A 22,096-nucleotide genomic window follows, 5' to 3' on the forward strand; every position below is an offset into this window, starting at 1 on the left:
TGATAGAAAAACGAATACCGATTGCAGTTGGAGAGGCCGTCCATAAAGTAATGGAATTTGCCAACCATGGTTTAAAAGAACTGGTACCACTTGAATTAGCATACGGACGTATATTAGCTGAGGATTTAGTAGCTGATCATGATGTTCCCTCCTTCGATCGCTCACCCTATGATGGATTTGCTATTAGGGCAGAAGATACTGCCTGGGCAAGTTATGAGAATCCAACTATATTCGAAGTAATCGGCGAAATTGGGGCAGGTTCCATATTTCCTCAAGAGGTAGGGCCATTTCAAGCGGTTCGAATCATGACGGGGGCACAAATTCCGGAAGGATGTAACGCGGTTGTGATGCTGGAACTGACCCGTCAATATGAGGGTGTCGGTAAAATCTATATGGAAGTGAAACGCTCATTCAAAAAAGGAGAAAATATTTCCTTTCAAGGTGAAGATACACGTAAAGGGACGATTCTTGCGAAGAGAGGAGTTTACATTAATCCAGGTATTTCAGCTCTCCTTGCTACATTTGGTTACAGCGAAGTGCCAGTTGCTAAAAAACCTATGATTGGAGTATTAGCGACTGGGAGTGAGCTTCTTGATGTAAATGAATCGCTAAAACCCGGGAAAATTCGAAATAGTAATACGTACATGATATTGTCCCAAATTCAAAGAGCGGGGGGAAGAGTGAAATACTTTGGGAAGTTTAGTGACGATTTTGATACGTGCTTCACAGCCGTAAAAGAAGCGTTAAGTCAAGTAGATATATTAATTACAACCGGTGGTGTTTCGGTAGGGGATTATGATCATTTGCCAGCTATCTACGAAAAACTAGGGGCATCGGTTCTTTTTAACAAAGTTGCAATGCGGCCGGGCAGCGTAACTACCGTAGCGCAATTAAATAAAAAATTATTATTTGGATTATCAGGTAATCCCTCTGCTTGTTATGTAGGCTTTGAGTTATTCGTAAGACCTAGCATTCGTACCTATATGTTTAGTGAAAAGCCACATTTAAAAAGAGAAAAAGCATTACTGGGAGAAAATTTTTTAAAACCTAATCCATTTACAAGATTTGTACGAGCAAAGCTCATATATAATGAAGGACAATTAATCGTCTATCCATCAGGATTTGATAAGTCTAGTGCGGTTTCTTCATTAGCAGAATCAAACGCATTTATCGTACTCCCAGGCGGTACAAGAGGATATAAAAAAGGGATGTTTGTAGATATTCTCTTATTAGAAGATAGTCAAGGAAGTGAATGGCCTTGGAGCAATATTATTCCATCTTATAAATAATGGAGCTTTAAAACAAGAGGAGGATCATGTTGATGGGACAAGTATTATTTGAAATTGTAGATACTCCTATTTTAGTCGAAGAAGTAACGAATAAGGTAGCAAGAAGAGAAGCAGGTGCCATTACAACCTTTATTGGAACAGTAAGAGAATTGACAAAAGGAAAACGAACTTTACATCTAGAGTATCAAGCATACGAATCAATGGCAGTAAAAATGCTTACTCAAATTGGTGAAGAAATCAAGAAAAAGTGGCCGGATGCAAAAATAGCAATTACACACCGGGTGGGACGACTAGAAATAATGGATATTGCAGTTGTAATTGCAGTTTCGTCGCCTCATCGTAAAGTGGCCTACGAAGCGAATGAATACGCAATTGAACGCATTAAGCAAATCGTCCCAATTTGGAAAAAGAATTTTGGGAAGATGGAACAATGTGGATTGGAGATCAGCTCGAAAATACGCCGTACCCAGAAGGAGAACCAAAGAAGGAAGAGTGAGAAGATGATTACAATTTTATTGTTCGCCAATTTGCGAGAGGAAGTCGGCTCTGATCAATTATTAATAATAGAAAAAAAGAGATAAGTATTCAGCAATTAAAAGAATGGCTCAAGGATAGCTACCGTTTACAATCTTTGGATCAAGTCATGACGGCTATCAACGAAGAATTTGCAATTGACGAGGATATTGTAAAAGATGGAGATACAGTTGCGTTTATCCCTCCTGTAAGTGGAGGATAATATTGTTTGGTTTTTGTCTTAAATATAGCATCTTTCAAAGTCATTTACGCAGTACATTAAGGAGAATAACTATGAATAATTTTTTACACTGGAACGAAGATGGAAGGCCCAAAATGGTTGATATCTCTCAAAAGGATATTTCAATACGGACAGCTGTTGCACAGAGTACAATTTCTTTATCTGATGAATTATTTCAAGCGATTCAAAGTGGGGTACTGAAAAAAGGTGATCCACTTCAAGTAGCACAAGTTGCTGGAATTATGGGTGCTAAAAAAACAGCTGATGTAATTCCTATGTGTCATCCTATATTCATACAAGGAACAGACTTTACGTTCAATTATGAAAAGAAAATCGATGGATATGATTTAATTATACAAGCTACAGTAAAATGTAGTGGTAAAACAGGGGTGGAAATGGAGGCGTTAACCGCTGTATCTATCGCTGCTCTTACCTTTTATGATATGTGCAAAGCCGTTGATAAAACAATGGTCATTAAAGAAACATATTTGGTTCAAAAAACAGGTGGTAAAAGCGGGGATTTTTTTCATAAATTGTAATGATTAGAATAGATGGAATGGTAATAATGGATTGTTATCATTTTATTTATGTTATAAATGGTTGGATTGGTATATTAGTAAGTATTGCTAGTAATCTATTCCACGATGAGTACACAAGCCTATTTCATTAGGATCGAGTACTCGTGGTGGTTTTTTTGTATACAAATTAAGGAGACAGGAAGGACTGAGATTTATGCTTACTCATGAACAAATTATGAAAGCTCTAAACCATGTTCAAGATCCAGAGTTGCACAAAAGTATCGTGGAATTAAACATGGTAAGAAATATTCAAATTGATGGTACACAGATTCAACTTGAAGTTGTTTTAACTATTCAAGGTTGTCCTTTAAAGGCAAAAATTCAACAAGATATTGAAGACTCTCTTCGAAACATTGGAGCCTCTAAGGTTTCTTTGGCCTTCGGCTCCATGACACCGGAAGAACGAGCTGCATTAACACAGACTTTAAAGAAAAATTCTAGAACGGAAACCGGCATGCCTAGTATGCTGCGACCTGATTCAGGTGTGCGCTTTATTGCTGTGACAAGTGGAAAAGGTGGAGTCGGGAAATCAACTGTGACAATTAACCTTGCTACTGCTTTAGCCCGTATGGGGAAAAAGGTTGGGATTTTAGATGCAGATATATATGGTTTCAGTATCCCAGCTATGATGGAAGCTAATCAAAAGCCAACAATGATAGATCAGACAGCGATCCCGGTCGTTAGTCACGGCGTTAAAATCATGTCAATGGGATTTTTTACAGAGAGTAATAACCCAGTTATGTGGCGAGGACCAATGCTAAACAAATGGATTCAAAATTTCCTTGCCAACACTCACTGGGGAGAATTAGATTATCTTCTTCTTGATTTGCCTCCTGGTACAGGAGATGTTGCGATTGATGTGGCTGCGATGATTCCTCACGCGAAGGAAATTATAGTCACTACTCCTCATAATGTAGCTTCGTTTGTTGCTTCCAGAGTAGGGGTAATGGCAAAGTATACAAAACACGATATTTTAGGTATCGTTGAGAATATGGCATATTATGAGGAACAAGATGGTTCAAGGAACTATCTCTTTGGGAAAGGTGGCGGCGAAATGTTAGCAGAACAACTGCAAACAGAAGTGATAGCACAAATCCCTTTTGCAAAGCCTGAAGAAAATAAAGGTTCGTCCGTATATGACGAAGATTCGCTTGTTGGAGAGATGTTTACATCTTTAGCTCAAGATCTTATCTACAAAGGGTAATCTATCAGAAAAAAATAGTAGGAAATTTCTTTATGCTAATCTTCTAGTAAGCTAAAATAACTTTTCGTTTCTTATGAATGGAATCGGCGATTATTTCTTATGAAGATAAAACGAAAACAGAAATTTAAGGAAGTGAATGACCGTGGGGGAAAATTGTCCCATCCTACAGATTGTAGGATTCCAAAACAGTGGCAAAACAACGCTCACAGAAAAATTAATTTTTAGAGCTAGTAAAGACGGATTAAAGGCTGCATCAATCAAACATCATGGTCATGGAGGAACCCCAGATCATGAATTAAGCTCGAAAGACAGTATGCGTCATCATGTAGCAGGTGCTGTAGTTTCTAGTGTGGAAGGAGATGGAGTCTTACAGCTACGTGCTAAGTTTGATAATTGGAATCTCGAGGAAATGATTAAGCTATATCATTTTTTTTCAGTAGATGTCATTTTCGTAGAGGGATATAAGAAAAAGCCTTATCCCAAAGTTGTTTTAATCCGAGATGAGGACGATCTTTCGTTACTTAATTCACTAATTAATGTCCGATGTGTAATAAGTCATGTGAAATTGGATAGTAAGGAACTCAAGCATTATCAGGTTTTTCAGCTAGAAGATGATGATTTGTATATAGATTTTTTAAGGAGGGATTTTAATGGGAATGTGTAATGTAGATCATTCTTCTGAAGATGTAATCAATAAACTTGAAACTCAACAATGCTTTTTATCCGAATTTTTTGTTAAAGACTTACATGAATTTCTAAAGAACAATCATTCACAGCAAATATTAAATGAGCTATTTCACCTTTTAAAAAAGTACGACCTAGCATCTAAAGAAGAGCGGGAGAAAAGAAATGAACAATTAATGTTACTTATAAGTTAATTAATAGAATTAACAGCAGTATGTAACTTGCATTTTCCTTAGTTAGCTTTTCGGAAAGGGTGAATCTCATGGATATCAAAAAGATGATAGATACAATAGAGACAAAAGGAATTGATGCAGAGTCATTTGTTCCTGAGCTACATGATAAACTGGTAAAACTCTATAATGAAAAAGATATTGAATGGTATATTGAGATTTTAAAAGATATGCTATCGTTGGCTGTTCATCTTAAATTTGATCTTGTTTTGAAATATTTTGGAGTACGCCCAATTGTTACTTCAGATGAACGAAAACAATTTCAGGAAATATTTAAGTGCCTGGCTACGAGGAATAATAATAAAGATTGGTTTTTGAATTTATTTGCTTTATATCTAGGATTAATCGTTGTTTTTCAATTTGATGCCAAAATTATTGAGAGAAACTTTTTTGGTTAGTGTAATCGTGGAACATTATAATATGACATGTTATAACGAAAAGTAGGTGAAAGAAATGAAAAAGGGATTGAAAAGGTTACTTATAATAGTGTTCTTTTTGGTAGCAGTAGTCGCAATCGTCGTTGGTTGTTCTGGTAATTTAGATACAAGCAGTAAGTCAAATAATCAAAAAGTTACTGGAGAGGAAAAAGAAAAAGTAGAGTTAACTATATCTGCTGCTACGAGCTTGCAAGACGCTCTTATAGAACTTCAAAAAACGTTTGAAAAAGATCATTCCAATATAAAGTTAAAGTTTAATTTTGGAGCTTCCGGAGCATTGCAACAACAAATTGCACAGGGAGCGCCAGTAGATATATTTTTCTCAGCTGCAAAAGATAAATTTGATGCGCTAGTTAAGGATGGATTAATTTCTAAAGAAGATGGTGTTGATTTAGTTGGAAATGAGCTTGTGTTAGTTGTTCCTAAGGATACAGCTTCTGGTGTGAAAAACTTTGGGGATTTAACAAAAAAGAAGTTAAAAGGATTTCAATTGGGACGCCTGAATCAGTACCCGCTGGTCAGTACGCAAAAGAGTCGTTTATAAATACGAAAATATGGACGGGCATTGAATCAAAGGTTGTATACGCAAAAGATGTACGTCAGGTTCTTTCATATGTAGAAACAGGAAATGTAGATGCTGGAGTCGTTTATAAAACAGATGCTCTTTCTTCGAATAAAGTAAACATTGTAGCAACAGCAGATAAACAAACTCACATACCTATCATTTATCCTGTTGGCATCATTAAGGATACGAAGCATCGTACGGAAGCGATGGAGTTTTACAAGTTTCTTCAAGGTAAATATGCTATGAAGACTTTAGAGAAATATGGTTTTACATCGAATTGAGGGGATTAAATGATTCAAGAATTCCTAACACCGCTGCAGTTGTCCTTTAAAGTTGCCATCATATCTGGACTCGTTGTTATTATTTTAGGAACTGTGGTGGGGCGAGTATTATCTCAAAAGTCATTTAAAGGAAAAGTAATAGTAGAAACTATCCTAATGCTTCCTCTAGTTCTCCCTCCTACTGTGGTGGGATTCTTTTTGATTATTATCTTTGGTAAGCAAAGTATACTTGGAAAAGTTATTGAATGGATTTTTAAGCAACCTATTATTTTTACATGGTGGGCAGCTGTTCTCGCGTCGATTGTTGTAGCCTTCCCACTTATGTATCAATCAGCAAAGACTGGTTTCCAAGGGATAGATCACGATATTGAAGATGCAGCTCGAGTGTGTGGGGCTAATGAATGGCAAGTCTTTTTCTTTATTTCTATCCCTTTATCTTTAAAAGCTATTGTCTCAGGAAGTATCTTAAGTTTTGCCAGGATTCTCGGTGAATTTGGCGCAACATTAATGTTTGCAGGTAATATTCCAGGAGAGACCCAGACGATTCCAACAGCGATTTATCTAGCTATTGATTCTGGAAATATGCAAATGGCCTGGCTATGGGTTCTTTCAATTGTTTTACTTTCCTTTATTATGTTGTTCATTATGCAAGTAAAACAGAATTAATCAACTTTATTATTCGCTCAAAAACCCATTCTTATCACACAACTAGATTTTTAAACGACTTGAATAGCCTTTTGTCATTTACATAGACAGAAGGCTACTGTATTTTGGGCGGCAAAATTAAATAGCTTTAATATTACTGTACAATGGCGATATTAATCTTCATCATGATTTCCAAGTCCAAATAATAACCCAAATAGATGCATAAGATAAAATCCGAAAATCAGCTTCATAAATGTGAATATTTACTAAAATTCTATTTTTTGTGCACACTCGCACTTAGAATATTCTTGCATTTTCTAATAGTTCGTTTGATTTGCCGATTTTCAAAAAAATAAACCTCTGTACCTGCCCAAATAAAAACCCAACACACAATGCTTAATACTCCTGCAGTATAAGCATGAGTGCTTGAAAGCTTCAAGTATATCACCCCAACAATAATCCCAATCACAAACAAAACAATAGCCTTTTTGACATTTCTAGCATATGTATATTCCTCTTCGTTCAAGAGGTTAGAAAAAGTGTTAAATGTGGCAGTCTTCAATGACTTTTCGTCAAAATCATTCTGACCTAAAAAAATATTTCTACTTCTTTTCTTTTGCCACTGTGTAGCTTTGACAAGAGAAAATCTTCAAGGTCAGAGCTTAGGTGAACATCATCAGAGCTATAATATTTTGAAAACGGAGTATCAGTTTCATCTAAATAGATATTTATACTTAATTCATCTTTCATGTTAACCCTCCTTTAACTCCAGTTTACTAGTTGAAAGTCAACCTTTTATCCTGCTATTCGCGGGCAGTAAGACCCCCACCTCAAGATTCAAAGAGAAACGAGGAAGATAGGTGGGGGGCAACTGCTGGCATGCGCCCGATTGGTTCAACTAACCATCAGTGGGGAATGAAAAAAAACCCCACTGATGGAAGTTTCACTTTATCAGTATGGTCAAGATAGCAACAATTCTTACGAAAACAGCGAATTTAAAAGATAAAGTCAAAAGAAATAAAAAAATGTGTAATAAGGGCGTATAATAAATAAAGATGTATAAAAAAGGAGTGTAGTAGAATGAAACAGGAAATTATAGAGCGCTTTACAAGATATGTTCAGGTGGATACACAATCTGATGCAGAAAGTCATACTGTACCATCAACGCCTGGTCAAATTGAGTTTGCAAAGCAACTAGTAGAAGAGTTGAAGTCGATTGGATTATCAGAAGTAACGATGGATGAGAATGGCTACGTAATGGCAACGCTTCCTGCTAATACGGACAAGCAGGTTCCTGTAATGGGTTTTTTAGCTCATTTAGATACAGCTACAGATTTTACAGGGAAAAATGTCAAGCCGCAAATTCATGAAAATTTTGATGGTAAGGCAATTACATTAAATAAGGAACTTAGTGTTGTTTTAACACCAGAATTATTTCCAGAGCTCCCATCTTACCAAGGGCATACATTAATTACAACTGATGGAACAACACTTCTTGGTGCAGATGATAAAGCGGGAATTACAGAAATTATGACAGCAATGAATTATTTATTACATAACCCACAAATTAAACATGGGAAAATTAGAGTAGCATTTACACCTGATGAAGAGATTGGTCGCGGTCCATCCCACTTTGATGTAGAAGCTTTCGGAGCTTCATTTGCTTATACAATGGATGGAGGCCCACTAGGTGGATTAGAATATGAAAGCTTTAACGCTGCTGGTGCTAAGCTAATTTTTAAAGGGAATAGCACTCATCCTGGTACAGCTAAAAATAAAATGGTTAATGCAACCAAATTGGCAATGGAATTCCATAGACAACTACCAGTAGAAGAAGCCCCAGAACATACAGAGGGATATGAAGGCTTCTACCATCTTATTTCTCTAAATGGTGATGTTGAGCGAAGTCAATCTAACTATATTATTCGTGATTTTGACCGCGCTCATTTTAATACTAGAAAAGAGAATATAACAGCTATTACAAAACAGATGCAAGAGAAATATGGTGAGGAAAATATCATTCTTGAGATGAATGATCAGTATTACAATATGCTTGAAAAAATTGAACCAGTGAAAGAAATCGTTGATATTGCTTATGAAGCAATGAAAAATCTAGATATCGCGCCGATTATCCAACCAATTCGCGGTGGAACTGACGGTTCCCAATTATCATATATGGGTCTGCCGACACCAAATATTTTTACGGGTGGAGAAAACTACCACGGTAAATTTGAATATATTTCTGTAGATAATATGGAAAAAGCTGTTCAAGTTATTATCGAAATCGCACGATTATTTGAAGAGAAAGCTTAAGAGAAATAAAGTGAAACTTCCGTCAGTGGGGGGCTTCATCCCCCAACTATCTTCTTTGCTTCTCTCTGAATCTTGAGGTGAGGGTCTTACTGCCCGTTAATAAGGAATAAACCCGGATAGCGATGTTTTTTATTTAGATTCAAGAAATTTGAATCAATCTTTGGTTTAACAAAAATAGACATATAATGTTACACATTATATAAGAATAAAAGAAGCGGATAGTGACAGGCAGAATAATTCTGTATGTTCTATCCTTTTTTTGTACCACAAATGACCTCATTTACCACAACATTTGTATTGGCTGTCCACTTGTTATCAAGTTAATGCTTTCATTGGCTTTTATAAGCCTTTTAATGACTTCATCGACCTTTTTGTCTGAAAAATAAACGAAATCACCTCTCGTGATAGAACTAATGTTCTGTGAAACGGAACAAAAAAACGGGATAGTATTAAATAATATATTCGAATATCATAAAAAAGGAGGAATTAACATCACAGAAGATATCTTGACACTCTCACTCATAAAAGGGCAAGTTGGCTAACATCAGTGGGATGAAAGTATCGCAAAATCTGTAATAGAGGTAGCAACAACAAAAAATGTGGAGGGGTCCTTAGTGGAGATAAGAAAATATAATTCTGATGATATCAAACAATTTACAGATTTAATGCCAGATTTAGGTTATCCTAGTTCATTAGATGAAATGAAAGTAAGAATGGAACGTATCGAATCTAATCCAAATTATTACACTTTTGTTGCAATAAATAATAATAACTTAGTAGGGATGATAGGAATAACAATTCATACAACGTACACAAACAACGATGAAAAGATTCAAATAACATCGCTAGTTACAAAGAAAGAATATCGCGGTCAAGGTATTGCGAAAGCGTTGATTAAATATGTGGAAGAATGGTCTTTGAAAAGAGGATCTGATTTTATTTATCTTCTAAGTGGAAAAAGTGAAAGAAGGGTAAAAGCACACGAACTATATAAATTCCTTGGTTACGAAGTAACTGGTTATAGGTTTGTAAAGCGTTTGCGAAAAATGAATACTATTTAACAATTGGAGCGAAATTGTTAAATAATTAAATCCCAACCCCAAAAAACTTTTCGACTTCGTCAGTCGTCAGCAGGGGAATAAATTGTCATTCCCAACCCGTTAGCGTGGAACATAGATGATTATCTGTCGATATATTGAAATTATATCATGATATGTAAATGATGAACGAGGTGTATATGGGATGATCCCCCTATAAGCTCATCCTTTTTTAAATTTTTTTACGCTTCCTAGCATAGATGTTCCTTCTACTTCAATGAGGGATTATGTTAACTTTTGCATGAATATAATATATACTTAAATCTGAACATTCGGAAGAAAAAGAAGTACAAAAATGCTAACTTGAAATTATAGAGAGATAGGGGGAGGATTTATGGAAAGACAATATACAATCTCAAATTATGCACCAACATTAGAAGAATATAAATATTTATGTTCAGTTGTGGGTTGGGAAGATTATATGAACTTTGATGTTGCCGAAATATCATTAAAAAATTCTGTTTTTGCCGTTACAGTTAAGGATGAGAGTAAGGCCATAGGAATGGGAAGAATTGTTGGGGATGGAGCTATTTACTTTTACATTCAAGATGTGGTAGTTCATCCAGATTATCAAGGAATGGGTATTGGCAAAAAAATTATGAATGCGTTAGTAGAGTATCTAAAAGAAAACGCACCAAATAAAGCGTTTGTAGGATTATTTGCATCAGAGGGAAAAGAAAAATTTTATGAAAAATATGATTTTAAGGATTACTCACCTAGTATGACAGGAATGTTTACTGTAATAACGAAATGTGATTAAAAAATTTATATCGGGGTCCCGCCCCGTCGCTATCAAGCTAACAAAACAAAATTCCCCTAAAATGAAAAAAACGCCATCCTTTCTGTATATTTCTACAAAAAGAATAACGCTTTCTATGAATTATGGATATAAATTCCTCTTAGGTTGATAGTAATGTATGGTGCCCCCTATAGTCTATATTCCATTTGTTTAAGTGTTCAGGCATTCTTGGTCAACAACCTGAGAACCAAATAAATGAGCTCTATTTTCAAGTTCACAAGACTTATTCCTTCTTAATTAGCTCTTTTTAGAGGTAATTTCGCATTTTGCTTCCGAGTTCCAAACCCTAATGCGATGGCAGCGCCAATACAGCTAGAAAAGCAACCAGCAAACAAATACAATGATGGATCTGACTCACCGATTAAAACGGAAGCTATTCCTCCAATTACCGGGAAAAGTGCAACCATATAGCCACTTTGAGCTCCTCCAATTTTTTCTACAAGCTTCAAATAGAATAACCATGCTACAAATGAAGCAACCAGAGTTAAATATAGCAACACAGATAAGTATGAAAACGATGTTGGAAATATAAATTCTTGTCCTTGAAATAATACAATTACTCCCATCAATATACTGCCCACTGTAAATCCAATGGCATTTGCATAGATAGGATTCACCTTGTGACTTGCATTTCGTGCTGAGCTGGCATCACCTACTGCTGTAAGAAGCGTACCTAAGATCGCAACCATAATTCCTTTTATGTCATTGGACCCCTGAAAGTTGTTCAAATTCGGATAGATGAGAATACATACGCCTAATACACCCAAAATCCCCCCAAACAAAACGCGTGAATGTAACTTTTCTTTTAAAAAAATCCGGAGAGTAATCGGGGTCAAAATCACCTTTAATGAAAAAACTAATGTTACGATTGCTGCAGAACTCAAAATTGTGGCGTAATAAAGGCATAAGTAGCTTAATGCAAAGTTACATACACCAAAAACTATTACAAATGGGATATCTTTTCTTGTTGGCCTCCCTCTTGGTTGAAGGAACCAAACAAGAATCAAAAATAAAAAGGCTGTCATAACTAAACGATAAGTTAAGGATAATTCCAAGCTGACAGGAGTTCCTTGAATTTTTACTGCTATAAAGTTGAGTCCCCATACAATCAAACAAAATATGTACATAAATATTGTCATAAGTTATCTCCCAGATCAAAATTTTTTCTAAATTCATTATTCATTTATACTGTCATTTCTAAAAGGTACAGTTTACAATAAACACAAATGACAGATGAGGTATTTCAATGATGAATGAACTAATATTTAATATCAATCGAGAAAGTAACACTCCTATGTACCAACAAGTTTATCAATACATACGTACTCAGATTTTATCTGGTAAATTAGAAAGGAATACAAAGTTGCCATCGATTAGACAACTTGCTCTCCAATTAGAGGTCAGCAGAAACACAACTCAGGTAGCCTATGAACAATTGCAATCGGAAGGATATATTCGAAGTGAGAACAAAAAGGGATTTTTTGTAGAGGCAACTATATCGGATGAGACGCTTAATTATGAACCCATTAGAGAACAGCATCATGAAAAAAATCAAACTGACATAAAAACTATTGACTTTAAGATTGGGACAGTGGATCAAGAGAACTTCCCTTTGAAAAAATGGAGAATGCTTACAAACAAAATCGTTAAAGACTCTAGCATGTTTTCATACGGAGAAAAACAAGGCGATATTAAATTAAGAAAGGTACTAGCAGATTACTTGTTTCAATCAAGAGGGGTTAATACTTCTGCTGAACAGATTATTATTGGCAGTAGCACACAACACTTGTTATTACTTTTGTCGCTGTTGCTAAAGCAAGACTATCATTATCTGGCAGTAGAAGACCCTGGATATAATGTGGCAAGGGAACTATTTGCTCTTCAGTCATTTATCATTGATCCAATCCCGGTAAAAGAACAAGGCATCCAAGTCGATCGCCTTTTAAAGTCGCCTTCTAGACTTTTATATGTCACTCCTACTCACCACTTTCCATATGGAGTAACTATCCCCGTCAATGAAAGATTAAAGTTAATTCAATGGGCAAAAAGGGTGGAAGGATATATTATTGAGGATGATTACGATAGTGAATTTCGATACATCCATCAACCTATACCGTCTCTTCAAAGTTTAGATTCTAATGATAGGGTGGTTTATTTAGGGACTTTTTCAAAAGCACTGCTACCTTCTATCCGTGTCAGTTATATGGTTTTGCCTAGGAGGCTAGTAAGTGAATATAAAAAGATACTCCCTTTGCTTGAGCAAACATCCTCATCTATTCATCAGAGAACACTGGCGACCTTTATGAATGAAGGATATTGGTACTCACACTTAAGGAAGATGAAAGCTTTGTATAAACGTAAAATGAATCTATTGAATAGGGAATTACTAAAACACTTTAAGAATTATGTTGAAATAAAAGGTGGTAGCTCCGGAATTTTCGTTATTATTGAAGTTAAAACAAAAATGAGTGAAAAAATGCTAATTGAAAGGGCATATGAACACGGAATTGCAGTTTATCCTTGCTCAAAATATTTCTCGAAATATGTACCACAATATCCGCATATTCAACTTGGATTGGGTAATTTATGTGAAGAAAAGATAATAAAAGGAGTATCTCAACTAGCAAAAATTTGGTTGTAATCTTGATTTTTTCCCTAAAAAAGTTTTTTCGTTTTTCCTATTAGGGGTAGCACCACATCGCTATCAAGCTAAGATTTTAAAGTACCCCCTAAACGAAAATTTTGTGTTTTTTATAGCACCGAAGTTCATTTTTATCGTTTTGAGACAACCTGTTCTGTTAGGTTGATAGGCATGTGGCGAGACCCCTAATACAAATTTGAAAATATTCGGGTTTTTACACTTATATAATACGGGTATCTCTTTTATTGGTATTTTTATCATTTTTCATTTACTTTTCAAGCATTAGTAGCTGCTTCTTCATTTCTAAGCCACCTCTAAATCCAGTTAAATTTCCATTCTTTCCAATGACGCGGTGACAAGGAATTACAATTAAAACGGGATTAGTTCCGATTGCGGTACCTACTGCACGTACTGATTTTGGTTTTTGGATTAACTCTGCAATATCCGAATATGAATAAGTTTGTCCATAAGGAATGTCACATAATGCGTTCCAAACTGTTAATTGGAATGGTGTTCCGATAATATGAACAGGACATGAAAAAGCCTTGCGTTGTCCCTTAAAATACTCTATTAATTCATCAACATATGGCTGTGATTTTTGGTCGTTTTGTACCAAAGTATATTGCGGTAATCGTTTATTAACCCAATTTGATAACTCTTCAAAAGATTGATTTTGAGAGCCTATATAACATAGTCCTTTTGATGTCGCTGCAATATACATACTCCATTTTCCATAAACAAATGATGTCCAATAGATTGTTTGATTTGTTTTTGATGTCATTTTATTTCACCTCTTTTGTGCGATTCATTCTTCGATAATCTGTAGGTGTATATCCTGTTTTCTTTTTAAATAGGGTTGCAAAATGTGTAGTATTCGATATACCTACAGCAAAACTGATTTCCTTAAGTGTATGATTCGTATGAACAAGGTGTTGCATAGCTTTGGAAATACGTGTTTGTTGTATATATTCAATTGGAGTTATTCCTTTAATCTTCTTAAATGTGCGCTGTAAATGATAAGGGCTACCGTGACACGTATTTGCTAGTATTGTAAGCGTTAATTTTTCGCAGTAATGGTTATCAATGTATTCCGTAATTTGCTCTATCCAGTCTTCTTCAGGTAGCCTTAGTCTATTTGGCTTACATCGTTTACAAGGACGAAATTTTTCTGAGAGAGCTTGCTGTGCATTAAGAAAGATTCGTACATTGTTTCTGTTAGGTACGCGAGACTTGCAAGACGGGCGACAAAAAATACCTGTTGTTTTTACAGCGTAATAAAATTTGTCATCATATGATGAATTATTGTGTACAATCGCTTGCCATCTTTCATCTGTCATTAAATCTTGATACTTAGGTGTTTCTTTTTGAATATTTTCATGGCGTGTTGATCTTTCGCTTTTCATATAACCACCTCTGAAATCAGTATATCCTGAATGGGGTACGTATGTACGGATTTATGAATGTAAGAGCAAGATTACAAAGATGAAATATAAAATTTTATAAATGTTATGCAAAGAAAAAAGGTGTATAAATGATAGGGACCTTTATTTGAATTTTAAAATTATTCTTAAAATAATTGTATTCTAGGCTTATATTTAATTAATAATCACTCTTATTTGATGAGGGGTTAAAAGATACTATGTGTAATAAGGGAAGTGAAGGAAATGAATTTCAATATTGACTAAGTGGAGTTCAAGCGACTAGGGAATACCATTATATGTAACCCCTATTATCACAGTGTATATAAAAAATTTTTCTTGACTTTTTATATGAACACGAGGAAAATAGTGAAAAAGGAAGGGAGGGGTAACGTTGGAGGAATATGTGCTAGATGTATATAATTTTTTGAGTACAACTGATTGGGAAGATATCATTTCAATTGTAAGTATTTTATTATGTATTCAATTCGTCCTTTTATATGCGCGAATGAATGGCGCTGAGTTTTCTTTAACGTCCCCATCCGACGTACAAGGGAAGATATCACTAAAGCAGACCAATATAAAACATGTATATTTCCCTTTAATCATTATTTTCTTTATCCGTTACATTACTGCTGTTGTAAAGAAAAAGAAGGAGACGACCACTGTAATCCGATTTGTCATTTAGATTTTAAATGAATGATAAAAGGAGGAGATTCGTATGTGGATTCGTTTTCTATTAATTGGATTCTTTTCATTAACAGCAATTTCTCTTATAAGCTTCCAAGTAATTGAGATGTTTCAAGCATATAGCGATATGTTTTTAAATAAAAACTAAAAAAGACATTATAATTTGAAATTTTTAGTGTGAAACGATACAATCCTTCTTAAGTGGTAAAAGACTTGAGGAGGATTTTTTATTTTTATCCTGCATTTGTAGATAGTAGGTCCCTTGTCTTAAGGGTTTGAGAAAACGAAAAATATAGGTGAAGATAACTACTTGTATTCGTTTGATTGATGAACATTTCACTTTATATAATTATTTCAAACATTTGTCACATTTACACTGTTGATAATATGTTAAAATAATGAAGTTACTATATACTTTAAGAAGAATAAGGGAGTGAACAATTTGACTGATCGTTCTGTTAAACAGAAGAGCTATGCTCCTGTTGTAATAACGCTTTCTGTGGTCGTCAATGCAATTATTTTGTTCTTATTTTTTGGACCGATTGGTTACAAAGGAGAAGTACATTTTGATGTAAAAATTTTGCCGATGTTAAATGCGATTTTTAATAGCTTTACATTTGTGTTTTTAATCGCAGCATTGTTTTCAATTATTAAAAAGAATGTAAATCTACATAAGGGATTTATTCTTGCAGCATTTACAACAACATTGTTATTTTGTGTTTCGTATTTAACGTATCATTATTTAGCACCAGCAACGCATTTTGGCGGAGAAGGAATCATTAAATATGTATATTTCTTTATTTTAATTACACATATTTTCCTTGCTGCTATTATTGTACCGCTTGCATTATTTTCTTTAGTATTCGGATTTACAAATCAATTGACTCGCCATCGTAAAATTGTACGTTGGACGATGCCGATTTGGTTATATGTAAGTCTTTCTGGTGTTATTGTATACTTAATGATTTCACCTTATTATTAAAAAGAGTCTCAGTTTTAACTGAGATTCTTTTTTGTATAAGCAAATATTTTTGTAAAAAGCTAAATATATGATATATAAAAGTATAGTTACTTTTTTTAAGGAAGGATGAAAAGTATGCAAAACTTTGTGTTTCGTAATCCAACAAAGCTTATTTTTGGAAAAGGTCAATTAGAGCAATTGAAAACAGAGGTGCCACAGTATGGGAAAAAAGTTTTACTCGTATATGGTGGTGGAAGTATTAAACAAAATGGAACTTATGATAACGTGATATCTATGCTAAAAGAAATGAATGCAGAAATTTTTGAGTTAAGTGGTGTCGAACCCAATCCACGTTTATCAACAGTACATAAAGGTATTCAAATTTGTAAAGAAAATGATATCGAGTTTATATTAGCTGTGGGTGGTGGCAGTGTAATAGACTGTACAAAAGCTATTGCGGCTGGCAGCAAATATGATGGAGATGCATGGGATCTTGTTACGAAAAAAGTTATTGCAACAGAAGCATTGCCTTTTGGGACAGTGTTAACTCTTGCGGCAACAGGTTCTGAAATGAATGCAGGGTCTGTTATTACAAATTGGGAAACAAACGAAAAGTATGGCTGGGGTAGTCCAGTGACATTCCCGCAATTTTCTATTTTAGATCCGAATCACACAATCTCTGTACCGCGTAATCAAACAATTTACGGTATCGTTGATATTATGTCGCACGTACTAGAGCAATATTTTCACCAAGGTACTAATACGGTGCTGCAAGATCGATACTGTGAGTCCATTTTACAAACGGTTATTGAGACAGCGCCGAAGTTACTGCACGATTTAGAAAGTTATGAGCACCGTGAGACTATTTTATATTGCGGTACAATGGCGTTAAATGGTATTTTAGCGATGGGTGTACGCGGAGACTGGGCAACGCATAATATTGAGCATGCTGTTTCGGCGGTGCATGATATTCCGCATGGCGGCGGCTTAGCAATTTTATTCCCAAATTGGATGAAACATGTTTTACATGAAAACGTAGATCGTTTTAAACAATTTGCGATTCGAGTATTTCATGTTCAAACAGAAGGTAAAACTGATGTTGATATAGCATTAGAAGGAATTGAAGCATTGCGTCAATTTTGGACATCAATCGGAGCGCCAGCGCGTCTAGCGGATTACGAGATTGGTGAAGATCAAATTGATGTCATGGCTGAAAAAGCAATGGTATACGGTGAGTTTGGACAGTTTAAAAAGTTGAACAAGCAGGATGTTTTAGATATTTATCATGCATCGTTATAAACAAACAAAAAACACTTCTTTTGAGAGGTGTTTTTTGTTTGTTAATTTTCCCACCAGGATATATTTGCGTTGGTAGAAAGCACACTGACAACTATTAAGGAAGCGCTTATTGTAATAGAAATAGCCTAATAATGAAGATTCATTAATATCAAATTAAAGATGGATGAAAAAATGGAAATTAGCGTAGAGAAACCTTTTGTTGAATAAGTTATGGGTCTGAAGTGGCAGAAAAGTACAGGATGAACCTAAAAGCCTCTTAAAAACAGTCGTAGACGAATTCTTAAACAATTAGATCAAGCTGGAAGATTATTTAGAATGGATATATCGTTCGGCCTGTCAAGATGTTATATGCGGTGTAAAACTGTGTTTGTATATATTCGGTCGTTTTTATATCTGTTTCTTCACTTGTAAGTATTGGATGAAACGAACGCAGTAAACAACTTAGTGCAAAGTATAATTCTTCCTGAGAGCAATTTTTTTCTTTTGTTGCTGTTGCTAAAATTAAATCTTCTAGTAACGAGCGAAAATCAATAGTAGCTTGTCCAACTTTCATAGTACCATCTCCGTTTTCATTTTTAACATGTATATGAAGTGATTGGACAAAACATGCAAAATAGATAATATTTTTAACAAGTGTATATAATTTCAATTACCGTAATAGGATAACTTGCATTTTGACTGTTAAAATTGGTAAGATTGGGTATAATAATCAGATGGATAACTTTAAATAAAGAGAGTTGAAGTGTATGGGAGAAGAAAAACGGGACAAAGTTATTGTTATTATTGGACCAACTGCAGTTGGAAAGACAAAGCTTAGCATTGAACTGGCAAAAGCGTTAAATGGAGAAATTATTAGTGGCGATTCAATGCAGATCTATCGTAATATGGATATAGGTACGGCGAAAGTTACGGAAGAAGAAATGGATGGAATCCCGCATTATATGATTGATATAAAAAATCCAGAAGATCCATTTTCTGTTGCTGAGTTTCAAGAACTTGTGCGCGGTCATATAGCAGATATTACAAAACGTGGTAAACTACCTATTATTGTTGGTGGAACAGGTTTATATATACAATCTGTGTTGTATGATTACCAGTTCTCTGATGAGCCGGGAGATCATGTGTACCGTAAACAGCTAGAACAAGAGGCGGAGGAATATGGTGTAGAGTATATACATAGGAAGCTAGAAGAGGTTGATCCGATAAGTGCAAAGCGTATTCATCCAAACAATGTGAGACGTGTCATTCGTGCTTTAGAAATTTTTCATACAACAGGGAAGACGATGAGCGATCAATTAGAACAACAGGAAAATGAGTTGCTATATGATGTTGCTTTAATTGGTTTAACAATGGATCGAGATTTATTATATAGTCGCATTAATTTACGTGTAGATATTATGATGGAGCAAGGTTTATTAGCTGAAGTTGAGCGTTTGTATGAAGATGGAGTTCGTAATTGTCAGTCTATTCAAGCGATTGGTTATAAAGAACTGTATGAGTATTTTGAAGGGAAAACTTCGTTAGAAGAAGCTGTGATGGCTTTGAAAACAAATTCACGTCGCTATGCAAAACGGCAGTTAACTTGGTTCCGTAATAAAATGGATGTTAATTGGTTTGACGTTACAAGCGGTGAAAAAAACATAGAAATTTTAGAGTATATAGAAGGAAAGCAACAACTTAAGTCGAATAATAAGTAAGTAGAGAAAAAGAGGAGGATTCGACATGAAGCAATCAATCAATATTCAAGATCAATTTTTAAACCAACTCCGTAAAGAGAATACGTTTGTCACGCTGTACTTATTAAATGGTTTCCAACTTCGTGGTCTAATTAAAGGCTTCGATAATTTTACTGTACTGTTGGAAACGGAAGGTAAGCAACAGCTTATTTATAAGCATGCAATTTCTACATTTGTTCCACAAAAGAACGTTTCAATCGAATTAGAATAGTAAAGAATTGTACATAGCAAAAAGAGCGAATCATTCGCTCTTTTTTTATGCTCAAAATATACAGGAATCCTAATGCGAAATCTTTTAATGGATACATAAGATAGAGAGTCTAGCTGTTGTGTCATCTATTTCGATGATTGGGAATGGATCTTTTTGATTGGAAATTTATCCCGTCCGTAAAAGCCCGATTGGTTCAACTAACCATCAGTAGTGGGGCTTCATCCCCTACGGATGGAAGTTTCACTTTATGTTGAAATGGATATTTTGAGCCGGCTTTACAGATTGTAAAGGTGTTGGCTTTTATTATACAGGTCGATGTTGAGGAATTAGATCCTGTTGGTCCTCGTTCCTTCGAAGTTTCTTATCTTCATACCCTTATTTTCCTAAAAGTTCGAGTCCATTCTGAAGTCCGAGTTCTTCTGAAAGTTCCTGTTCGTCTAAAAGTTCGAGTTCTTCTAACAATTCGAGTTCTTCTGAAAGTTCGAGTTCTTCTGAAAGTTCCTGTTCGTCTAAAAGTTCGAGTTCTTCTGAAAGTTCCTGTTCGTCTAAAAGTTCGAGTTCTTCTGAAAGTTCCTGTTCGTCTAAAAGTTCGAGTCCTTCTGAAAGTTCCTGTTCGTCTAAAAGTTCGAGTTTGCCCTGAAGGTTGAGTTCGTCTAGAAGTTCATGGTTACCTTGAAATTGGCCATTCATTCCGATTGGCGTAATTTGTAGTAAAGTTATTTGTAATTCTTCTGTTTGCTCAATGATATTTTCGAATCCATGATGATTCATCATAGATAATTTTGTAATATGCAGTGAAAAGTTGAGTAAATTTTGTAATTCAATATATACTGTATTTGCTGCAAAAGGTTTCTCGTTCAAAATGGTAATTAAATTTTCGACAATCGCAATGCCAGTTTCTTGCTGTGTAAGTGTTAAGTTTAAACGTTTCAGCCCCCCTTTTAGTATTTCTAATATGTTTATAAGTTTCTTCGTGTTAGATTGTGATGGGTTCGAAAATGCAGTTGGAATTATAGCAGTTAAGTCATTTAGTGTTTTTGAAAAAAGGTTGCCGTACGATTCTGGAGCAGGGGTGTAATGAACAGCTGGAAGTCGGTCGGATTGTTTTGGAAAATAAGGTTTTGAGATTTTTTTCTGATTGGCTTTAAAATAAGACATTGAAAGTCTCCTTCCTAATTGTGATAGTGAAAAACCTATCATAGTAGATGCAAGTAGCATATAAAAAGGAATAGGAGAACGAGCAGTTTCTATGAAAAATAACAAAAACGCCTATTATGAGGCGTTTTCTTTTTGCTTTGCATAGTTATAATATCTTTTTAATGAAATCTTTGATTTAAAACCAATTCGCTTCATAATTTCTTGTTCTGGAACATGGTTTTGGATGAGGCGTAAAATAAATGTATTTCGTAAATGTTGACCAGAAATTCCTTTTCGCAGCCCGGCGCGTGCTACTTCAAGCCGAATCATTTTTTGTACAGCAATTTCTGTTAATGCTTTTGGAGCGTCATTTTCGTATACCCAGCGGAATGTATTTCGGTTAAAATCAAAAGCTACAAATAATGGATCTGTGCTATGGTATTTTGGACGTACTGGTTCGGGAATTTTCTTGTAGTAATGATATAACTTTTTTTATCTTCTTCTGTTAATGTAATGATTCGTTCTATTCCGGATACAGCTGGAATAGATAATGTATTATTTTCAAAATGAACGTGATGCATATTTAGTGAAACGAGCTCTTGTAGTGATAAACCGTAATCAAGCAACATCATAATAATACATACGTTTCGATCCATGAGTAACGGGCGTACAGGACGTTGTTTGTCTGAAAGCCCTTCTAAAGAAGTTAAAATATATTTTAAACGCTGTTCTTCTTGTGTTGAAATAAAATCTTCATCTCGCAATGCTCGATCTGGCTGTATAACAAGTTCCATATTTTTTAGTGGGCTAGGTAGGTTTAAAAAATCATACAGTCGATTTAACACAATATAAACACGGTGCATTGTTTTTTCGGAGTAATGACGTTTCATTTTTAAGTCTGAAAAATAATCTTCATAGTCTTTTGTACAAAGAGTCCCCCATATATTATTAGAAGAAATTTTTTTGTTCTTTTGTAACCAATGAACAAAATCTTCAATGTCATAGACGTATCGCTTAATAGTTGAAGGCTTCCGACCCTTGTTGAATAAATAAGCAGAGAAAGCTTGTACTGTATCATCAAGTTCTTTTGTTGTCATAGTCCCACCACCCTAGTTTTCTTACATTAT

General features: G+C 34.9%; 21 protein-coding genes and 5 pseudogenes. 19 read left to right on the top strand and 7 right to left on the bottom strand.

The features are described from left to right. Positions 1-2: 2 nt before the first annotated feature. The 10 genes and pseudogenes from ACEWFJ_RS09955 to modB all read left to right on the top strand — a co-directional run bounded on the left by ACEWFJ_RS09955 (position 3) and on the right by modB (position 6,688). Entirely contained in the window at positions 3-1,289 is a 1,287-nt protein-coding gene (locus tag ACEWFJ_RS09955; protein WP_473692417.1) for a molybdopterin molybdotransferase MoeA, read from the top strand. Between the two features lie 32 nt (positions 1,290-1,321). Next, a pseudogene (locus tag ACEWFJ_RS09960) lies at positions 1,322-1,785 on the top strand (molybdenum cofactor biosynthesis protein MoaE). Between the two features lie 4 nt (positions 1,786-1,789). Beyond that, a pseudogene (moaD, locus tag ACEWFJ_RS09965) lies at positions 1,790-2,025 on the top strand (molybdopterin converting factor subunit 1). A 71-nt stretch (positions 2,026-2,096) separates the two neighbouring features. After that, on the top strand, positions 2,097-2,582 hold the full coding sequence (gene moaC, locus ACEWFJ_RS09970) for a cyclic pyranopterin monophosphate synthase MoaC (protein WP_473691889.1): 486 nt from the start codon (positions 2,097-2,099) through the stop codon (positions 2,580-2,582). Positions 2,583-2,775: 193 nt separating this feature from the next. Continuing rightward, positions 2,776-3,825, top strand: a complete 1,050-nt coding sequence (locus ACEWFJ_RS09975; RefSeq protein ID WP_473691891.1) for a P-loop NTPase — start codon at positions 2,776-2,778, stop codon at positions 3,823-3,825. Between the two features lie 136 nt (positions 3,826-3,961). Next, complete coding sequence (mobB, locus tag ACEWFJ_RS09980; RefSeq protein ID WP_473691893.1) at positions 3,962-4,489, top strand: molybdopterin-guanine dinucleotide biosynthesis protein B; 528 nt, start codon at positions 3,962-3,964, stop codon at positions 4,487-4,489. Beyond that, complete coding sequence (locus ACEWFJ_RS09985; protein ID WP_473692419.1) at positions 4,482-4,703, top strand: hypothetical protein; 222 nt, start codon at positions 4,482-4,484, stop codon at positions 4,701-4,703. The genes mobB and ACEWFJ_RS09985 overlap by 8 nt, the downstream gene beginning before the upstream one ends. 68 nt (positions 4,704-4,771) lie before the next feature. After that, positions 4,772-5,137, top strand: a complete 366-nt coding sequence (locus ACEWFJ_RS09990) for a hypothetical protein (RefSeq protein WP_098309762.1) — start codon at positions 4,772-4,774, stop codon at positions 5,135-5,137. 67 nt (positions 5,138-5,204) lie between these two features. After that, positions 5,205-6,022, top strand: a pseudogene (modA, locus tag ACEWFJ_RS09995) (molybdate ABC transporter substrate-binding protein). Between the two features lie 9 nt (positions 6,023-6,031). After that, positions 6,032-6,688, top strand: coding sequence for a molybdate ABC transporter permease subunit (gene modB, locus ACEWFJ_RS10000; RefSeq protein ID WP_473691895.1), 657 nt, complete (start codon positions 6,032-6,034; stop codon positions 6,686-6,688). A gap of 253 nt (positions 6,689-6,941) precedes the next feature. On the opposite strand, the pseudogene ACEWFJ_RS10005 reads toward modB, so the two are convergent. Continuing rightward, positions 6,942-7,417 (bottom strand): annotated as a pseudogene (locus ACEWFJ_RS10005) (hypothetical protein). 330 nt (positions 7,418-7,747) lie between these two features. Between ACEWFJ_RS10005 and pepT the strand changes: the two are divergent. The 3 genes from pepT (at position 7,748) to ACEWFJ_RS10020 (ending at position 10,837) form a co-directional block, all read left to right on the top strand. Then, positions 7,748-8,980, top strand: a complete 1,233-nt coding sequence (gene pepT, locus ACEWFJ_RS10010; RefSeq protein ID WP_473691897.1) for a peptidase T — start codon at positions 7,748-7,750, stop codon at positions 8,978-8,980. A gap of 614 nt (positions 8,981-9,594) precedes the next feature. Beyond that, positions 9,595-10,041, top strand: a complete 447-nt coding sequence (locus ACEWFJ_RS10015; RefSeq protein ID WP_429719601.1) for a GNAT family N-acetyltransferase — start codon at positions 9,595-9,597, stop codon at positions 10,039-10,041. Positions 10,042-10,411: 370 nt separating this feature from the next. Further along, positions 10,412-10,837, top strand: a complete 426-nt coding sequence (locus ACEWFJ_RS10020; RefSeq protein ID WP_473691899.1) for a GNAT family N-acetyltransferase — start codon at positions 10,412-10,414, stop codon at positions 10,835-10,837. 272 nt (positions 10,838-11,109) lie between these two features. Here ACEWFJ_RS10020 and ACEWFJ_RS10025 read toward each other — a convergent pair whose 3' ends face one another. Further along, positions 11,110-12,015, bottom strand: coding sequence for a DMT family transporter (locus tag ACEWFJ_RS10025; RefSeq protein WP_336480803.1), 906 nt, complete (start codon positions 12,013-12,015; stop codon positions 11,110-11,112). A gap of 110 nt (positions 12,016-12,125) precedes the next feature. Between ACEWFJ_RS10025 and pdxR the strand changes: the two genes are divergently transcribed. Further along, the gene (gene pdxR, locus ACEWFJ_RS10030) at positions 12,126-13,517 is read left to right on the top strand and encodes a MocR-like pyridoxine biosynthesis transcription factor PdxR (RefSeq protein WP_473692421.1); all 1,392 of its coding nucleotides are present in this window, start codon (positions 12,126-12,128) and stop codon (positions 13,515-13,517) included. 268 nt (positions 13,518-13,785) lie between these two features. Here pdxR and ACEWFJ_RS10035 read toward each other — a convergent pair whose 3' ends face one another. Together ACEWFJ_RS10035 and ACEWFJ_RS10040 are read right to left on the bottom strand one after the other, a co-directional pair. Next, positions 13,786-14,298, bottom strand: coding sequence for a methylated-DNA--[protein]-cysteine S-methyltransferase (locus tag ACEWFJ_RS10035; RefSeq protein ID WP_473691902.1), 513 nt, complete (start codon positions 14,296-14,298; stop codon positions 13,786-13,788). A gap of 1 nt (position 14,299) precedes the next feature. Continuing rightward, entirely contained in the window at positions 14,300-14,854 is a 555-nt protein-coding gene (locus ACEWFJ_RS10040) for a bifunctional transcriptional activator/DNA repair enzyme AdaA (RefSeq protein ID WP_473692423.1), read from the bottom strand. Positions 14,855-15,329: 475 nt separating this feature from the next. Between ACEWFJ_RS10040 and ACEWFJ_RS10045 the strand changes: the two genes are divergently transcribed. The 3 genes from ACEWFJ_RS10045 (at position 15,330) to ACEWFJ_RS10055 (ending at position 17,885) form a co-directional block, all read left to right on the top strand. Beyond that, positions 15,330-15,623: a hypothetical protein gene (locus ACEWFJ_RS10045; RefSeq protein ID WP_473691904.1), complete on the top strand. Its 294-nt coding sequence runs from the start codon at positions 15,330-15,332 to the stop codon at positions 15,621-15,623. Positions 15,624-16,067: 444 nt separating this feature from the next. Further along, positions 16,068-16,607: a DUF420 domain-containing protein gene (locus tag ACEWFJ_RS10050; RefSeq protein WP_429720384.1), complete on the top strand. Its 540-nt coding sequence runs from the start codon at positions 16,068-16,070 to the stop codon at positions 16,605-16,607. Positions 16,608-16,721: 114 nt separating this feature from the next. Next, entirely contained in the window at positions 16,722-17,885 is a 1,164-nt protein-coding gene (locus tag ACEWFJ_RS10055; RefSeq protein ID WP_473691906.1) for an iron-containing alcohol dehydrogenase, read from the top strand. Positions 17,886-18,195: 310 nt separating this feature from the next. On the opposite strand, the gene ACEWFJ_RS10060 is transcribed toward ACEWFJ_RS10055, so the two are convergent. Continuing rightward, the gene (locus ACEWFJ_RS10060; RefSeq protein ID WP_230575832.1) at positions 18,196-18,438 is read right to left on the bottom strand and encodes a hypothetical protein; all 243 of its coding nucleotides are present in this window, start codon (positions 18,436-18,438) and stop codon (positions 18,196-18,198) included. Between the two features lie 193 nt (positions 18,439-18,631). On the opposite strand from ACEWFJ_RS10060, the gene miaA reads away from it, so the two are divergent. Beyond that, complete coding sequence (gene miaA / locus ACEWFJ_RS10065) at positions 18,632-19,582, top strand: tRNA (adenosine(37)-N6)-dimethylallyltransferase MiaA (protein WP_473691908.1); 951 nt, start codon at positions 18,632-18,634, stop codon at positions 19,580-19,582. A 25-nt stretch (positions 19,583-19,607) separates the two neighbouring features. Beyond that, positions 19,608-19,832: an RNA chaperone Hfq gene (gene hfq / locus ACEWFJ_RS10070; protein WP_000813896.1), complete on the top strand. Its 225-nt coding sequence runs from the start codon at positions 19,608-19,610 to the stop codon at positions 19,830-19,832. A 375-nt stretch (positions 19,833-20,207) separates the two neighbouring features. On the opposite strand, the gene ACEWFJ_RS10075 is transcribed toward hfq, so the two are convergent. Both ACEWFJ_RS10075 and ACEWFJ_RS10080 read right to left on the bottom strand, forming a co-directional pair. Then, positions 20,208-20,990: a collagen-like repeat preface domain-containing protein gene (locus tag ACEWFJ_RS10075; protein WP_473691932.1), complete on the bottom strand. Its 783-nt coding sequence runs from the start codon at positions 20,988-20,990 to the stop codon at positions 20,208-20,210. A 114-nt stretch (positions 20,991-21,104) separates the two neighbouring features. Then, positions 21,105-22,066 (bottom strand): annotated as a pseudogene (locus ACEWFJ_RS10080) (tyrosine-type recombinase/integrase). Positions 22,067-22,096 lie beyond the last annotated feature (30 nt).

The sequence above is a fragment of the Bacillus sp. EA-CB0995 genome, assembly GCF_055814245.1.

Coding starts and splice junctions, on each gene's coding strand:
- moaC (WP_473691889.1), top strand. CDS start 2,097: ATGAATAATTTTTTACACTGGAACGAAGATGGAAGGCCCAAAATGGTT.
- ACEWFJ_RS09975 (WP_473691891.1), top strand. CDS start 2,776: ATGCTTACTCATGAACAAATTATGAAAGCTCTAAACCATGTTCAAGAT.
- mobB (WP_473691893.1), top strand. CDS start 3,962: ATGACCGTGGGGGAAAATTGTCCCATCCTACAGATTGTAGGATTCCAA.
- ACEWFJ_RS09985 (WP_473692419.1), top strand. CDS start 4,482: ATGTGTAATGTAGATCATTCTTCTGAAGATGTAATCAATAAACTTGAA.
- ACEWFJ_RS09990 (WP_098309762.1), top strand. CDS start 4,772: ATGGATATCAAAAAGATGATAGATACAATAGAGACAAAAGGAATTGAT.
- modB (WP_473691895.1), top strand. CDS start 6,032: ATGATTCAAGAATTCCTAACACCGCTGCAGTTGTCCTTTAAAGTTGCC.
- pepT (WP_473691897.1), top strand. CDS start 7,748: ATGAAACAGGAAATTATAGAGCGCTTTACAAGATATGTTCAGGTGGAT.
- ACEWFJ_RS10020 (WP_473691899.1), top strand. CDS start 10,412: ATGGAAAGACAATATACAATCTCAAATTATGCACCAACATTAGAAGAA.
- ACEWFJ_RS10025 (WP_336480803.1), bottom strand. CDS start 12,015: ATGACAATATTTATGTACATATTTTGTTTGATTGTATGGGGACTCAAC.
- pdxR (WP_473692421.1), top strand. CDS start 12,126: ATGAATGAACTAATATTTAATATCAATCGAGAAAGTAACACTCCTATG.
- ACEWFJ_RS10035 (WP_473691902.1), bottom strand. CDS start 14,298: ATGACATCAAAAACAAATCAAACAATCTATTGGACATCATTTGTTTAT.
- ACEWFJ_RS10040 (WP_473692423.1), bottom strand. CDS start 14,854: ATGACAGATGAAAGATGGCAAGCGATTGTACACAATAATTCATCATAT.
- ACEWFJ_RS10055 (WP_473691906.1), top strand. CDS start 16,722: ATGCAAAACTTTGTGTTTCGTAATCCAACAAAGCTTATTTTTGGAAAA.
- ACEWFJ_RS10060 (WP_230575832.1), bottom strand. CDS start 18,438: ATGAAAGTTGGACAAGCTACTATTGATTTTCGCTCGTTACTAGAAGAT.
- miaA (WP_473691908.1), top strand. CDS start 18,632: ATGGGAGAAGAAAAACGGGACAAAGTTATTGTTATTATTGGACCAACT.
- hfq (WP_000813896.1), top strand. CDS start 19,608: ATGAAGCAATCAATCAATATTCAAGATCAATTTTTAAACCAACTCCGT.
- ACEWFJ_RS10075 (WP_473691932.1), bottom strand. CDS start 20,990: ATGTCTTATTTTAAAGCCAATCAGAAAAAAATCTCAAAACCTTATTTT.